This window comes from Staphylococcus sp. 231237_7MaSpsaltlick (assembly GCF_043107035.1).
Genome location: NZ_JBICNX010000011.1, coordinates 91,086 through 105,943 on the forward strand (window position 1 = coordinate 91,086; position 14,858 = coordinate 105,943).

Below are 14,858 nucleotides of genomic sequence, written 5' to 3' on the forward strand. Positions count from 1 at the left end.
AAATTCTCATAAGCATAGAAGAAGTGAAATTAATATTTATTTACCGTGCTCTGCAAGGTGGCGAATCGTTTTAACTTCGTGTGGTGTTAATACTCTGCCTTCACCTGCGTTTAAACCTTTTAAGTCTAGTGGACCAAATTCAATACGTTGAAGTTTAGATACTTGATGTCCAAAATGTTCAAACATACGTCGAACTTGGCGGTTGCGTCCTTCTGTAATTGTAATTTCAACAAGTGTATTATTTTTTTCTTTATCTTGATTCTTCACTTTTACAATAGCAGGTTGTGTGACACCGTCTTCTAATTTTATACCTTGTTCTAAAGCTTTAACTTCTTCTCTCATTAAGTATCCTTTTAATTTTACCACATACTTTTTCTTTATTTTATAGCGAGGGTGCGTCATTAAATTTGTAAATTCCCCGTCGTTTGTTAATAAAAGTAATCCTGAAGTGTCATAGTCTAATCGGCCAACAGGGTATATTCTAGTTTTAATTTCTTTAAAGTAATCTGTTACGACTTTTCTACCTCTATCGTCAGACACACTTGTAATCACTTGTGCTGGTTTATAAAATAGAATGTATAACTTATCTTCTTGTTCGAGTTTAATTCCTTCAACTTCTATACTATCTGAAGTTTTCACTTTTGTGCCTAATTCAGTAACTACTGTCCCATTAACTTTAACCTTACCTTCTGTAATAAGCGTTTCTGCTTTACGGCGTGATGTGTAACCACTATTAGCGATACGTTTTTGTAGTCTTTCTGTTTCTTTATTCATTATTTTCTCCTTTTTGGTTCACTAAATTACTGAAGAATGCTTCGATTTCTTCATCTTCTTCATCTGTCGTAGGTAAATCATCCAAATGCTCAATACCAAATACATTTAGAAATAATTCGGTGGTATAGAGCTGTTGACTTCTTGAATCAGCTTGTTCTTTTGCTTCTACAAGACCTCTAGCAATTAAAGTTTTAACAGCGCCATCGGAATTAATACCTCTAATCATTTCAATATCGCTTCGTGATAAAGGTTGGTTATAGGCAATAATAGATAAAGATTCCATTGCGGCTTGTGATAACTTCATTTTTGATTTTTGTTCAATTAATTTTTCGATATATTCCGAAGCTTCTTTTTTAGTTGTTAATACATAAGTTTGACCATAATGTTGAATCAATAGACCATCAGATTCATATGTATTTACAAGTTCTGATAAAGTAGCTTCATCTATTTCTAAAATTTCAAGTAATTGTTTCTTATCTAAACCTTCATCACCAGCTGTATAAAGTAGTGATTCTAGGATTCCTTTAACGTTCAATGCCATAGTTTACCCCTCTTAAAATATTGATATCATCAAAACTTTTGGGTTGTTCAATATTAACAATACCAGATTTAGACATTTCAAGTATTGCTAGAAAATGTGTTACAACCATTTCAACGGGTTCAGTAAAATTAAACAAACTAAAGAAATTAAAAGAATCATGTTGCTTTAAACGTTCAGAAACTTGTGTTGTAGCCTGCTGAATAGTAAATGTTTCTTTGTGTATATCAACAGTTTTAGGTGTATTAAATTCCACTCTATTTTTTACTTTCTGATAGGCAATGATTAATTCTGTTAAATCTATTGTATTTTCTGAATCCCATGTTTCTGTGGATTCTAAATGTGACAAATCGGTTGGATGCTTCGAAAAATAGTAAGCACGTTCTGATTTCTTTTCATTTAGAATTTCTGTGTATGCTTTATAATTTTGATATTCTATTAAACGACCGACTAAATCATCACGTGGGTCATCATCTAAAGTTTCTTCTTCATTTGATTGTGGTAAAAGCAACTTACTTTTAATCACAAGTAATTCAGAAGCCATCACTAAGTATTCACTTGCAATATTTATTTCTAACTGATTCATCGCATGAATATATTGCATATACTGTTCAGTTAATTCCTTCATTGGAATATCATAAATATCGATTTCAATTTTTTGAATAAGATGCAATAATAAGTCTAATGGACCATTAAAGGCATCTAACTTTACTTCATACATTTTATCTACCTCATATCGCAAGTTAAGTGCGTAATTCACTAAAATATTATAGCATGTTTATTGTAAACATTTAAATTTGGAGCGGTTTTAATATGGAAAAAGCTTTAAAAGATTTTTATTTTCACTTTCACACGAAACAACACTACTTTTTGTGTCACGACATATTAGAAGAAGCATGGAAAGACAACGAACACTTTCGTAAAGACGATGCCGTCGTAAGTTTAATCTTACTAGCAACAGGGTGTTATCATTTTCGTCGAGCTAATTATAAAGGTGCCATGAGATCATTTAGTAAAGCGTTAAATGTAATCGAAGCATATACTGATGCAATAGACTTAGGCATTGAAATAGAATCGTATAAAACGATGCTTTTAGAATTAATCGAAGCAGCTAAAAATAACGATAATTTTGTACCAATACAATTGCCATTAACTTCTACTATGCAACAAGCTATATTAAAGTCATACCCTAACTTTACGATGACTGATTATACTATAGAGGATAGTTATATAGTAAATCATCATTTAGAAAGAGATAGAACTGAAGTTCATGCAGCGCGTCTACAAGCGCTTCAAGAAAGAAAAAATTCCAAAAGGTAAGATATAAGTTCAATTTTGAATATTAGACATATAAAAACACAGGCTAGTTATTCTACGAATAAACTGGTCTGTGTTTATGCACGTGGATGAAATTCATTATACATTTTGCGGATTTGTGATTTTGATACGTGTGTATAAAGTTGCGTTGTAGAAATGTCGGAATGCCCTAACATTTCTTGAACAGCTCGTAAATCTGCACCATTTTCTAATAAATGGGTAGCAAATGAATGTCTTAAAGTATGCGGCGTTAAAGATTTATTTATATTTGCTTTGACCCCATTTTGTTTGATCATTTTCCATATCGCTTGTCTAGATAATGGTTTACCATGCATATTTAAAAATAATACATCAGTGACGGTTCTTTTTAATAATTGTGGCCTTACTGTATCTATATATGTAGTCAAATAATCAATAACAGCATCACCTAATGGAATGATACGTTCCTTATTCCCTTTACCAAATACTTTAACAAATCCCATAATTAAATTGATATCTTCAAGTTCAATTTGAATTAATTCAGAGACACGCATGCCTGTTGCATATAGAAGCTCTAACATCGTGCGGTCTCTGTAGCCATTATTTTTTGATAGGTTTGGTGTTTCTAATAACGCTAACACTTCATTAATTTCTAGTACATCAGGTAACTTACGGTCATATCTAGGTGTTTCAATTAGTACAGTTGGATCTTTTGCAGCATATTTTTCTCTTAGCGCGAATTGATGAAAACTTCTAACTGTTGATATAAAACGTGCTAAAGATTTTGCGGATGCTCCATCATCATGTAAATGACCAAGACATAATTGAACAGCTTGTCTATCAACGAAGTCAATGTGGCTAATTTTTTGAAGTTCTATGAAAGCTTTGTATTTTTTTAAATCTCTACGATATGCACCTATTGTATTCGTGCTCAATCCTTTTTCTAATTGTATAAATTTTAAGTATTCTTCAATTATATCGTCCAAGCTTAACACCTCTATTCATAAAAGGTTTTTTGTGCGTACGCGATTACTTACCTTGAGCTTGGCAATTTGAACACACACCATGAAACGTTAAACGGTGATCTAGAATTCTAAAATTAAAATCTTGTTCAACGCGTTCCTCTACTTGAGGTAATAAATCTTCCTCAATTTCTTCAACTTTACCACATTCCATACAAACAAGATGATGATGGAAATGTTTTGCACCTTCTTTGCGCAAATCAAATCGAGCAACACCATCTCCGAAATTAATTTTATCAACTACTTTAAGTTCGGATAATAATTCAAGTGTACGATAGACAGTAGCTAAACCTATTTCAGGTGCTTTGTCTTTTACTTTTAAATATACATCTTCAGCACTTAAATGATCTTTCTCATTTTCAATTAATACACGTAACGTCGCTTCACGTTGTGGCGTTAATTTATATGAAGATTGTTGTAATTGTTGCTTCACGCGATTTAGACGTTCTTCCACGGAAGCCTCACTCCCCTACTAATAATTATAATCATTTTAATTTGTATAATGATTTATATATAAAATACCAGTAATTGATAAAATACGCAAGTATACACGTTTCTTATTTATAATCATTATAATTAAGGAGTAAGTATTGTAATGCAATAATAGTTTTAGCATCCTCAAATTGTTTGTTTTTAAGCATGTCTTTGATTTCTAATAGAGAGTATTGTTCTAATTCAATAAATTCATCGTCATCTAGATTCATTTGACCTACTTTTAAGTCTTTAGCCAAATAGATTGATATTTTTTCATTTGAAAAGCCAGGAGATCCGTACATCTCAGTTATTAGTTCTAGCTCTTCAGCGATATAACCTGTTTCTTCTTCTAATTCACGCTTAGCAGCTTCTGTGCGTACTTCATCTATTTCAAGTTTGCCTGCTGGTATTTCTAATAAAGGTTTTTCAGCTGGTTTACGAAATTGTTTAACAAGTAACACCTTATTCTCAGGTGTTACTGCACAAACTGCTACAGCGCCATTATGATAAACAAGTTCACGTTTAGATGTTTTACCATCGGGTAATTCAACATCGTGTACTTCTAAATCAATAATGGCTCCTTGATAAATGGATGTACTATGTATGGTCTTTTCATATAGGTTCATTTTAATCACGTTCCTTTTATTTGATTTGAGTTATTGTTAAGATATATACGGTAGTATGTAGGGAGCACTATTACAGTTAATATACACATCAAATTAAGTAATATTGCATATATTGTTTTTACACCCTATGATTTAAGTGTATCGAAAGGAGAAACGACATGCAAAAAAATGTATTAAGAAGTGGTATCGAGGTTTCAGAATTAGGTTTGGGTTGTATGAGTTTAGGTACTGATTATAATAAAGCAGAACCAATTATTGATCGCGCGATAGAACATGGCATTACTTATTTTGATACAGCAGATATTTATGATAAAGGTATCAATGAAGATATTGTTGGCAAGGCATTAAAAAAATACCAAGATAGAGATAATATTGTTATAGGTACAAAAGTTGGTAATCATTTGGCTCAAGATGGTTCTACTTTTTGGGATCCGTCAAAAGCATATATTAAAGAAGCCGTAAAAGCCTCACTAAAACGTTTAGGATTAGATCATTTAGATTTGTATCAATTACACGGGGGAACAATTGATGATCCTTTAGATGAAACGATAAGTGCATTTGATGAGTTAAAACAAGAAGGTTTAGTGCGTGCTTATGGTATTTCTTCTATACGCCCAAATGTAATTGATTATTATTTGGAGCATAGTGATATTGAAACGCTAATGTCACAATTTAACTTAATTGATAATAGACCAGAAGCATTATTGGATGATATACATGCACAAAAAGTGAAAGTACTCGCACGTGGGCCAGTATTCAAAGGATTATTAACTTCTAATAGTAATCAAGCTTTAGATGATAAGTTTGCTGAAGGTATTTTTGATTATAGTTATCAAGAATTAGGAGAAACAATTGCTTCTATTAAAGAAATAGAAAGTAATTTAACAGGTTTAACATTTAATTACCTTACTTCGCATGACGCCCTAGGTTCGATTATAGTTGGCGCAAGTAGCGTGGATCAATTAGATGAGAATGTGAAGAACTATCAGCTTTCAAGAGATATTAGTTTAGAACAATTAAAAGCTGCTCGTGAAAGAGTTAAAAATTTAGAATATACACAACATTTGAAATAATGAGCTAAAACGTGTGTACAAAAAGCCTGAGACATATATCCCAATTCTCAAGTTAAAGGACTAATCCGTATTTAAAAATGATGTGCACCCCAAAATTTAGACTGAAAATCTAACTTATGGGGTGCCTTTTGTATAAAGATTATAATATCACTCAACTTACCCTATCAATGAAAACTCCAGTTCTTATTCCCGCAAATGATAGTATCCGAATGATGTGGCGTCCACAAAATCAAACAATTTCTTATTCTTATAAAAAAAATGAATCGTTTTAGAGGGATTTTCAATGAGAACTTGAGATGACGTGTTTTCAGAAGTCAATCACATGAGCTTATGCTCATGCATAAGTCCCACTAACTCTTAAAAAGCGGAACACCTGAGTACTTACTCAGGTGTAAGAGCCACTAACCCTTACAAGAAGTGGCTCTTTAGAGAAGTGGTTCTTTACATTTTGTTTTTAAACAGGAATGTGAAATGTTTTTCGACGAATCGTGGCGCAATTTGATATATTCGTAAAAACAAATGCATCCATTTAGGTTCATTAATTTCTTGTTTTGTACTGAGCATCCCTTTTATGATTTTATGGGCTAATTCATTAGGGTCAAGCATGATACTCTTGTATTTTTGAGCAAAGGCTAATGACGGGTCTGCTTTCGCGTGAAACGGCGTGGCAATTGGTCCTGTGTTGACAGTCAATACGTGGTAATTTGGTTTTTCGATACGCAATGCATTAAGTACTTGATTAAATGCTGCTTTACTGGCACCGTAATGGGCTGCGTAAGCTTGGGTTAAAAATGCAGATTGACTACCAATACCAACAATTGTAGGAAACATGCTAAAAAATGGTTGTAACGTAGCTAATAAAGTATTGAAATTAACTACGTTTAAATTGTAAGTCTCAAGCATTTCTTCTGTTGTATGTTGTTCAATTGATTTAAAGTAGCCTAATCCTGAACTATAGATAATGCCGTCAATACTTTTATCATCAAATTGATTTTTGAGATTTAAAATTTGTTCTTGAGACTGTAAATCACATTTTAAGACTGTTAATAATGAAGTGTCATACTTTCCCTCGATTTTTTGTGGATTACGTGTCAGCACAGTTACGTGTACCTGTTTTTTTAATAATAATTCTAGTAAAGATTGTCCTAATCCACTAGTCCCTCCAGTTAAAACATAATGTTTACCAATCATATAGACACTCCTACCCTTTTGTTAATTTAATTCTAGTATAAATGAAAATATTTTGATGTGTCACTTATAAATATTAGCCATATGTTAAAACTATGTTAGTATGGATACATAAAAACTTAGAGGAAGTGAAATGTTCACATGAAACTAGTATTTTATGGTGCTGGTAATATGGCACATGCAATTTTTACAGGTATCGTTAATTCAAATGTTATTGATTCTAACGATATATATTTAACAAATCGTTCAAATGAAGTTGCGCTAAAAGAATATGCTGATGAATTAGGCGTCAATTATAGCTATGATGATAAAGCTTTATTAAAAGACGCAGATTATGTATTCTTAGGGACAAAACCGTATGATTTTGATGAATTAGCAGAAAGAATTAAACCTTATATTGTTGAAAATAATAAGTTTATATCAATTATGGCTGGTTTACCAATTAGTTATATTCGCGAAAAATTAGATTTTGATAGCCCGGTTGCACGTATTATGCCAAATACGAATGCGCACGTAGGTCATTCTGTGACGGGTATTAGTTTTTCTAATAACTTTGGTGCAAAATCAAAAGAAGAAGTTGATAGTTTAATTAATGCATTTGGTTCAGCAATAGAAGTCTCTGAAGATAACTTACATCAAGTGACTGCGATTACTGGAAGTGGACCAGCATTTTTATATCACGTTTTTGAACAGTACGTTACTGCTGGGACTAGATTAGGTCTTGAAAAAGCACAAGTCGAAGAATCTATTCGTAATTTAATAATTGGAACAAGTAAAATGATTGAACGTTCAGAATTAAGTATGGAACAACTAAGAAAGAATATCACTTCTAAAGGCGGTACAACACAAGCTGGATTAAATGCGTTAAGCCAACATGACTTAGAAAGTGTGTTTGAAGACTGTTTAAAAGCAGCAGTCAATCGAAGTGTTGAATTATCAAATCAAGATGATGAATAATCATCTTTAGCTAAATAGACGTTTGTTAAAAATTAATAAAAAGTGGTTGAGACATTTGTTCGGTCTCAACCACTTTTTTATATGAATAATTAAAATGTCCAAGAATCAAAATCTTTAACGAAAGTAAATGGCGGCGTTGAAGGTTTTGATTTAAGTGATAAACTAATCTCCTCTATTTCATCCAGAGTATATCTATTACTCAAATGTGTAATTAAACTATATTCCACTTGTGCCGTTTCTATTAAATCAAACACATCTTCGATATGGCTATGATGGTAATTATTTGCTAAAGATTTGTCACCTTCAATATAAGTACTTTCATGGACCATGACCGTTGCCTTATCTGCAATAATCGCTTCATTGTTACATGGCATAGTGTCACCAAAAATGGCGATAACCGGTCCTTTGGTCGCATCTCCTTTAAAATCTTTCGAAGTATAGATTTCGCCGTTATATTCAAAAGTTTCATTGTTTTTAACTTCTTGGTATTTAGGTCCTGGCTCAAGTCCGATTTTTTTAAGGGCAGCTACATCAATTTTTCCAGATGTATAAGGCGCTTCTATTCGATAACCAAATGATGGTATACCATGATTTAGCATATGGGCTTCTACATTAAAGCCATTGTTTTGATACGACAAATGATCTTCTATTTCTATGTATGTAATTGGATAATTTAATTTTGATTCAGATAACTGCAAAGTCGTTTCTATAAATGCTTTAATTCCTTTTGGTCCAATGACAGTTAAAGGCTTTCCTTCGCCCCCTTGAAAAGATCTGCTTGTTAATAAACCGGGTAACCCAAAAATATGATCACCATGCATATGCGTAATAAAAATATGATCAACTTTACCTAATTTTATAGAATGGTGTAAGATTTGGTGTTGTGTACCCTCACCTACATCAAATAACCAGATACTATTGGAATATGGTTCCAAATTTAAAGCAATAGCTTGTGTATTACGTTCTTTTGTTGGTAGACCAGCACTCGTACCAAAAAATGTGATTTCCATGCATATGCCTCCTCTTCTTGTTCACATTTTATCACAGAAAAGAATAAAAAATATATTAAAAATAAATTCTTTTAAGCAAAATGGTAGGAACATGTTTGATTATTGTTCTATAATAAATACAGATTTATAAAAAGAATTGAGGTTTTGATCTTGAATACTAAAAATAAAGACATTCCATGCTTAATAACAATTTTTGGTGCAACTGGGGATTTGAGTCATAGAAAATTATTCCCGTCATTGTTCCATTTATATCAACAAGAAAATTTAAATGAGCAAGTTGCTATAATTGGTATTGGTAGAAGAGACTTAACAAATGATGATTTCCGTAATCAAGTGAAGTCATCAATACAAGAACATGTTAAAGATACAAAACATTTAGATAAATTTATGGAACACGTTTTTTATCATAAGCATGATGTTAGTGATGAAGCGAGTTATCAATCATTACTAGAAGTAAGTAATAGACTCGACAATGAATTCCAGCTAAATGGAAATAGACTATTTTATTTAGCTATGGCACCTAAATTCTTCGGTGTAATTTCAGATTATTTGAAATCATCTGGATTAACAGATACAACAGGCTTCAAACGTTTAGTTATTGAAAAACCATTTGGTACAGATTTAGCATCAGCTGAACAATTAAACGAGCAATTACGTCGTTCGTTTAAAGAGGAAGAAATTTATCGTATCGATCATTACTTAGGCAAAGATATGGTGCAGAATATTGAAGTGTTACGTTTTGCCAATGCAATGTTTGAACCGCTTTGGAACAATAAATATATTTCTAATATTCAAGTCACATCTTCAGAAGTGCTTGGTGTCGAAGATAGAGGTGGCTATTATGAGTCTAGTGGTGCGCTAAAAGATATGGTACAAAACCACATGTTACAAATGGTCGCCCTACTTGCTATGGAAGCGCCAATCAGCTTAAATAGTGAAGACATTAGAGCAGAAAAAGTTAAAGCATTAAAATCATTACGGAAACTTGAAGCAGAAGAAGTGCGACACAACTTTGTTCGTGGGCAATATGACGAAGGTACAATTGACGGTAATAAAGTTCCTAAATATAGAGATGAAGATAGAGTTGCTGAAGATTCTACAACGCCTACATTTGTATCAGGAAAATTAACTATCGACAATTTTAGATGGGCTGGCGTGCCGTTCTATATTAGAACTGGTAAACGAATGAAGAGCAAGACGATTCAAGTTGTTGTTGAATTTAAAGAAGTTCCTATGAATTTATATTATGAAACAGATAAAAAATTAGATTCAAATTTACTTGTTATTAATATCCAACCTAATGAAGGTGTATCACTACATTTGAATGCTAAGAAAAATGTTCAAGGCATTGAAACAGAACCTGTACAATTATCTTACGCAATGAGTGCACAAGATAAGATGAATACAGTAGATGCGTATGAAAACTTACTTTTCGATTGTTTAAATGGTGATGCTACAAACTTTACACATTGGGAAGAGTTAAAATCTACTTGGAAGTTTGTAGATGCAATACAAGAAGAATGGAACCAAAATGAACCAGAATTCCCTAATTACGAATCAGGTTCTAATGGTCCGTTAGAAAGTGATTTATTATTAAGTAGAGATGGCTTCCATTGGTGGGATGATATTCATTAAACTATATTTGTGTGAATCATAAATTATTAAATAACACAAATATTATCTTTTTTAAGGTACCACAGTTTAGAGTTCACTATATTAACTATTCTATCAATTTAGGTTATTAACAGATTTATATAAAGAGAGCATGACATGAAATCAATTATAAATATTTGATTTCGGTCTCGCTCTCTTTTTTCTTATATCTTTTTTGTGTTATTATTTAATTTATTGAAGTGAAAAGTAGATTAAGAACAGTTATTTACATTTTACCCTATTAAATATTTTTCAGATGTAAGTGCATCGAAAATGATGTAGAATATACTTAATTAGTAAATATGTAAAATATATAGATATAGCATTAAATAGTTTTTAAAATTGAAATGTAGTTAATTGAAAATTAGGAGTGAAAGTTTTGGACGTTATCAAGCAAATACAACAGGCAATTGTTTATATTGAGGATCATTTGCTAGAGCCTTTTCATTTGCAGTCACTCAGTGATTACGTTGGTCTTTCACCTTATCATCTTGATCAATCGTTTAAAATGATAGTTGGTCAATCACCCACTGAATACGCTAGAGCTCGTAGAATGACCTTGGCAGCTAAAGAAATTATTAGTGGTTCAAGTCGTTTAGTAGATGTTGCAAAAAAGTATAATTACACTAATACAAATGAATTTGCTAATGACTTCAGTGACTTTCATGGTGTCTCGCCTATACAAGTAAATACAAAACGTGATGAATTAAAAATGCAAGCTAGGCTTTATATCAAACTTACAACAACAGAAAAGCCACCGAATGCTTATCGTTTAGAAGATACACAAGGTATTTCATTAGTCGGTTATGCTCAGTTTGTGGATTCAGATGATTTAGAAAACCCATTTAAAGTACCAGATTTTTTAGAAGATTTACTTAATGAAGGGAAAATAATAGAACTTCAACGATATAATGATATTAGTCCTCATGACTTGTTTGTCGTTAACTGCCCATTAGATGAAGGTATGGAAATATTTGTTGGCGTTCCAAGTGAAAGATACCCTGCTCATCTAGAAAGTCGTTTTTTACCGGAAAGACAATACGCAAAATTTAATTTGCAAGGTGAACTTGATTACGTTGTAAATGAAGCTTGGTATTATATTGAAACTAGTTTACAGATGACTTTACCATACGAACATAATAGTCTTTATGTAGAGATTTATCCTTTTGATATTTCATTTGACGACCCATTTACTAAAGTTCAATTATGGATGCCTGTTGATCAAGAACAATATTTAACTGATGATTATTAAGTAGTGTTCTTGTGAATATTTGAAAATATGTTTTGTGTAAGTATGAATATCTCAAAAATACTCAAATAAAATACTACTATCAAAGACAAGCGCTTTGCTAGTAGTAAAATTTAAATAGATATATTTTCCATAATATTTCAAAAGTTACCAAATTTTAAATTAAAAGCTCAACCAAATCAAACATCTAATACAATTAAAACATCATTTTTAGTATAGGAAAGTGTTATCTTATTATTAATTTAGGTAACGTTAACCTATACTTTTTTATAAGCCATCCTTTATTAGTTGGTTTATACTTTTATCAAAAGTTATTTATTAGATGGAAACAACAAATGCTTCAAAAGGCTTGATAGCATTAATATTTATTGATTTATCTTTATAATTATGAAGTAAAATATTATTCTGATTTAATGATTCATCATATTTAAGTTTAGCGGTTTGATTTGTTAAATTAGCTACAATTAATACTTGTTTGTTACTTAAAGTTCTCGTATAAGCAAATACTTGTTCATTATTCTTATCTACTAAGTCAAACGTACCATATGTGTATATATCATCAGATTTTTTTAAAACAATTAATGATTTATAAAAGTTTAATATTGAGTTTGGATCTTGTTGCTGATTAGCAACATTAATTTTTTTATAATTTGGGTTTACTGGAAACCAAGGTCTATGTTCAGAAAAACCGCCATTTGTTTGATTGCTCCATTGCATTGGCGTCCTTGAATTATCTCTGTTTTCCATTTTATGTTTCTCCAATAATTCAGATACATCTCCGTTTTGCGACTTTACAATATTATATTCGTTTACTACTGCGACATCATTAAATGTTTCAACGCTCTCAAAAGGATAATTTGTCATTCCAATTTCTTGTCCTTGATAAATAAAAGGCGTGCCTTGTTGTAAAAAATACACTAAGGCATGACTTGTAGCCGATTCATACCAATAATTTTGATCATCTCCCCATGTTGATACGCGACGAGGTTGGTCATGGTTCTCTATAAATAATGCGTTCCAACCTATATTTTCTAATTGTTTCTGCCATCTATTCAGAACGTCTTTGTAAGCTTTGACGTCAAATTTAGAATCGCCAGTGTTCCACAATCCTAAATGCTCAAATTGGAATATCATATTAAACTTACCTTCTTCTTCTCCTACCCATTCCACTGCATTATTAGGATTGACACCATTCGCTTCACCTACTGTCATAATGTCATACTGACTTAAAGATTTATCTTTCATTTCTTGCAACCAGCTTTGAATTCCAGGTTGATTCATATCCACGTCAAATGCAGGTGCATAAGTTTTGCCTTCTGGTACAGGTAAATCACCTGCTTGAAATGATTTTTTAATGTGAGTTATAGCATCCACTCTAAAACCGTCAATTCCTTTTTCAAACCACCAATTCATCATTTCGAAAATAGCATGACGAACCTCTTCATTATCCCAATTTAAGTCGGGTTGTTTTTTGCTAAATAAGTGAAAATAATATTCACCTGTTGTTTCGTCATATTCCCATGTAGAACCATTAAATATACTTTCCCAATTATTAGGTTCTGTCCCATCCGATTTTGGTTCTTGCCAAATATACCAATCACGTTTAGGGTTATCTTTACTAGATTTAGATTCTATAAACCACGGATGCTCATCAGAAGTGTGGTTAACTACTAAATCAAGAATCAATTTCATACCACGTCGATGTATACTGTCTAACAATAAATTAAAATCATCCATTGTTCCAAATTCATCCATGATATCAGTATAATCACTAATATCATAGCCGTTATCATCATTAGGTGATTTATACATAGGACTTAACCAAATTACATCAATTCCTAGGTCTTTTAGGTAATCTAACTTTTCAATAACACCAGGCAAATCACCAATCCCATCATTGTTAGAATCATTAAAACTTCTTGGATAAACTTGATACGCTACTGCTTCTTTCCACCATTGTTTGTTCATACTATACCTCCTGAATAGTTGTGGTTGATTCACGTTCAATAATTGTTGTTTGTATTAATTTATTAAATCCTACTATCTCTCGTCCCTGTATAACGTTTAGTAATGATTCTGCTGCTACTTCGCCGAGTAATTTGGGATAGATATCAACTGTTGTTTGCGGCGGAGATGCAAATGCATTTAAATAAGAATCATTAAATGTTGCCGTTTGGATGTCTGTAGGGATATGCAACTTTAACTCATAAAAAATACTTAATACTAAATGATTTAATAGCGTATCAGAGGTGATTACGACTGACGGTAATGCACGATAATCAATGAGCCCTTGAAAATATGATCTGATATGTTCACGATTTTTATCAAAATATACAATATCAGTAACTAAGCTTTCTTGTTCTATAGCTTTTAGATGTCCTGCTATCCTATCTTTTACAACTTCGTAGTCACCAGATTCTGCAATAAACAAAAAGTTTTTGTGCCTTTTATCAATTAAATGTCGTGTTAATAATTCTGAGGCACGCACATTGTCATTGTCTATATGTATGACCTCATCATTTGTCAATGACTTGCCAATGACTACGTACGGCAGAGCATGTGCTTTTAATATATCAATTATAGGATTATCTTTTTTGGAATAAAGCACTATAAAACCATCTACAGAATGATAATGAATCATTTCCTGTACTTCTAGTTCTATTCCTTTGCTCTGAGTGTTTGTAGTTGGAATTGTTGAATAACCATGATTTTTGCATTCACTAAAAATACCTGAAAGCACGTCTAAAACAAATGGGTTTTGTCTGTCTTTAATGGAACCAGATTTTTGTATAATGCCAATTGTATTCGAATGTTTAGTTGCCAAGGTTCTTGCCGCTTGGTTTGGTAGATAATTCAACGATTTCATAGTGTCCTTAACTTTTTCACGTGTGTGCTTACTAATTTTAGGATTACCACTAACTACTCTTGAAACGGTTGAAGCTGAAACATTTGCTGCTTGAGCAATATCTTTAATAGTGACCATATATGCCGTCCTTTA

Annotated in this window: 15 protein-coding genes; 5 read left to right on the forward strand and 10 right to left on the reverse strand. The window is 32.0% G+C overall.

Going from position 1 to position 14,858, the window contains the following annotated elements:
- Nucleotides 1–36 precede the first annotated feature (36 nt).
- The 3 genes from ACF91D_RS19465 to ACF91D_RS19475 are packed head-to-tail and all read right to left on the reverse strand — an operon-like array spanning nt 37 to nt 2,033.
- Entirely contained in the window at nt 37–774 is a 738-nt protein-coding gene (locus ACF91D_RS19465) for a pseudouridine synthase (RefSeq protein ID WP_107549816.1), read from the reverse strand.
- Complete coding sequence (gene scpB, locus ACF91D_RS19470; protein WP_172643886.1) at nt 767–1,309, reverse strand: SMC-Scp complex subunit ScpB; 543 nt, start codon at nt 1,307–1,309, stop codon at nt 767–769. The genes ACF91D_RS19465 and scpB overlap by 8 nt, the downstream gene beginning before the upstream one ends.
- Entirely contained in the window at nt 1,299–2,033 is a 735-nt protein-coding gene (locus ACF91D_RS19475) for a segregation and condensation protein A (RefSeq protein ID WP_039068364.1), read from the reverse strand. The genes scpB and ACF91D_RS19475 overlap by 11 nt, the downstream gene beginning before the upstream one ends.
- 92 nt (nt 2,034–2,125) lie before the next feature.
- On the opposite strand from ACF91D_RS19475, the gene ACF91D_RS19480 reads away from it, so the two are divergent.
- Complete coding sequence (locus ACF91D_RS19480; protein WP_119585767.1) at nt 2,126–2,632, forward strand: DUF309 domain-containing protein; 507 nt, start codon at nt 2,126–2,128, stop codon at nt 2,630–2,632.
- Nucleotides 2,633–2,706: 74 nt separating this feature from the next.
- Here ACF91D_RS19480 and xerD read toward each other — a convergent pair whose 3' ends face one another.
- From xerD to ACF91D_RS19495, 3 genes are all read right to left on the reverse strand, one after another.
- Nucleotides 2,707–3,594: a site-specific tyrosine recombinase XerD gene (gene xerD / locus ACF91D_RS19485; protein ID WP_039068366.1), complete on the reverse strand. Its 888-nt coding sequence runs from the start codon at nt 3,592–3,594 to the stop codon at nt 2,707–2,709.
- Between the two features lie 43 nt (nt 3,595–3,637).
- A complete protein-coding gene (fur, locus tag ACF91D_RS19490) occupies nt 3,638–4,084 on the reverse strand; it encodes a ferric iron uptake transcriptional regulator (RefSeq protein WP_039068367.1) in 447 nt (148 codons plus the stop codon).
- 103 nt (nt 4,085–4,187) lie between these two features.
- The gene (locus ACF91D_RS19495; protein WP_039068368.1) at nt 4,188–4,730 is read right to left on the reverse strand and encodes an NUDIX hydrolase; all 543 of its coding nucleotides are present in this window, start codon (nt 4,728–4,730) and stop codon (nt 4,188–4,190) included.
- A 158-nt stretch (nt 4,731–4,888) separates the two neighbouring features.
- Between ACF91D_RS19495 and ACF91D_RS19500 the strand changes: the two genes are divergently transcribed.
- A complete protein-coding gene (locus tag ACF91D_RS19500) occupies nt 4,889–5,803 on the forward strand; it encodes an aldo/keto reductase (protein WP_069792133.1) in 915 nt (304 codons plus the stop codon).
- Nucleotides 5,804–6,244: 441 nt separating this feature from the next.
- Here ACF91D_RS19500 and ACF91D_RS19505 read toward each other — a convergent pair whose 3' ends face one another.
- The gene (locus ACF91D_RS19505) at nt 6,245–6,994 is read right to left on the reverse strand and encodes an SDR family NAD(P)-dependent oxidoreductase (protein ID WP_039068370.1); all 750 of its coding nucleotides are present in this window, start codon (nt 6,992–6,994) and stop codon (nt 6,245–6,247) included.
- A gap of 138 nt (nt 6,995–7,132) precedes the next feature.
- Here ACF91D_RS19505 and proC point away from each other — a divergent pair, with 138 nt between their 5' ends.
- The gene (gene proC, locus ACF91D_RS19510) at nt 7,133–7,948 is read left to right on the forward strand and encodes a pyrroline-5-carboxylate reductase (protein WP_039068371.1); all 816 of its coding nucleotides are present in this window, start codon (nt 7,133–7,135) and stop codon (nt 7,946–7,948) included.
- 89 nt (nt 7,949–8,037) lie between these two features.
- Here proC and rnz read toward each other — a convergent pair whose 3' ends face one another.
- Complete coding sequence (gene rnz / locus ACF91D_RS19515; RefSeq protein ID WP_039068372.1) at nt 8,038–8,958, reverse strand: ribonuclease Z; 921 nt, start codon at nt 8,956–8,958, stop codon at nt 8,038–8,040.
- Nucleotides 8,959–9,108: 150 nt separating this feature from the next.
- Here rnz and zwf point away from each other — a divergent pair, with 150 nt between their 5' ends.
- Entirely contained in the window at nt 9,109–10,593 is a 1,485-nt protein-coding gene (gene zwf, locus ACF91D_RS19520) for a glucose-6-phosphate dehydrogenase (RefSeq protein ID WP_039068373.1), read from the forward strand.
- Nucleotides 10,594–10,990: 397 nt separating this feature from the next.
- A complete protein-coding gene (locus ACF91D_RS19525; RefSeq protein WP_039068374.1) occupies nt 10,991–11,863 on the forward strand; it encodes an AraC family transcriptional regulator in 873 nt (290 codons plus the stop codon).
- A 315-nt stretch (nt 11,864–12,178) separates the two neighbouring features.
- Here the strand turns inward: ACF91D_RS19525 and ACF91D_RS19530 are convergent, their stop codons facing one another.
- Together ACF91D_RS19530 and ACF91D_RS19535 are read right to left on the reverse strand one after the other, a co-directional pair.
- Nucleotides 12,179–13,828, reverse strand: a complete 1,650-nt coding sequence (locus ACF91D_RS19530; RefSeq protein ID WP_039068375.1) for a glycoside hydrolase family 13 protein — start codon at nt 13,826–13,828, stop codon at nt 12,179–12,181.
- A 1-nt stretch (nt 13,829) separates the two neighbouring features.
- Nucleotides 13,830–14,843 (reverse strand): LacI family DNA-binding transcriptional regulator, encoded by a 1,014-nt coding sequence (locus ACF91D_RS19535; protein WP_069792136.1) that lies wholly within the window; start codon nt 14,841–14,843, stop codon nt 13,830–13,832.
- Between the last annotated feature and the right edge of the window lie 15 nt (nt 14,844–14,858).

What these genes read in the sequence shown, in the direction of transcription:
- ACF91D_RS19530 (WP_039068375.1), bottom strand. Translation starts at nt 13,828, where the DNA reads ATGAACAAACAATGGTGGAAAGAAGCAGTAGCGTATCAAGTTTATCCA.
- ACF91D_RS19495 (WP_039068368.1), bottom strand. Translation starts at nt 4,730, where the DNA reads ATGAACCTATATGAAAAGACCATACATAGTACATCCATTTATCAAGGA.
- ACF91D_RS19535 (WP_069792136.1), bottom strand. Translation starts at nt 14,843, where the DNA reads ATGGTCACTATTAAAGATATTGCTCAAGCAGCAAATGTTTCAGCTTCA.
- ACF91D_RS19505 (WP_039068370.1), bottom strand. Translation starts at nt 6,994, where the DNA reads ATGATTGGTAAACATTATGTTTTAACTGGAGGGACTAGTGGATTAGGA.
- rnz (WP_039068372.1), bottom strand. Translation starts at nt 8,958, where the DNA reads ATGGAAATCACATTTTTTGGTACGAGTGCTGGTCTACCAACAAAAGAA.
- ACF91D_RS19465 (WP_107549816.1), bottom strand. Translation starts at nt 774, where the DNA reads ATGAATAAAGAAACAGAAAGACTACAAAAACGTATCGCTAATAGTGGT.
- proC (WP_039068371.1), top strand. Translation starts at nt 7,133, where the DNA reads ATGAAACTAGTATTTTATGGTGCTGGTAATATGGCACATGCAATTTTT.
- ACF91D_RS19500 (WP_069792133.1), top strand. Translation starts at nt 4,889, where the DNA reads ATGCAAAAAAATGTATTAAGAAGTGGTATCGAGGTTTCAGAATTAGGT.
- ACF91D_RS19475 (WP_039068364.1), bottom strand. Translation starts at nt 2,033, where the DNA reads ATGTATGAAGTAAAGTTAGATGCCTTTAATGGTCCATTAGACTTATTA.
- ACF91D_RS19480 (WP_119585767.1), top strand. Translation starts at nt 2,126, where the DNA reads ATGGAAAAAGCTTTAAAAGATTTTTATTTTCACTTTCACACGAAACAA.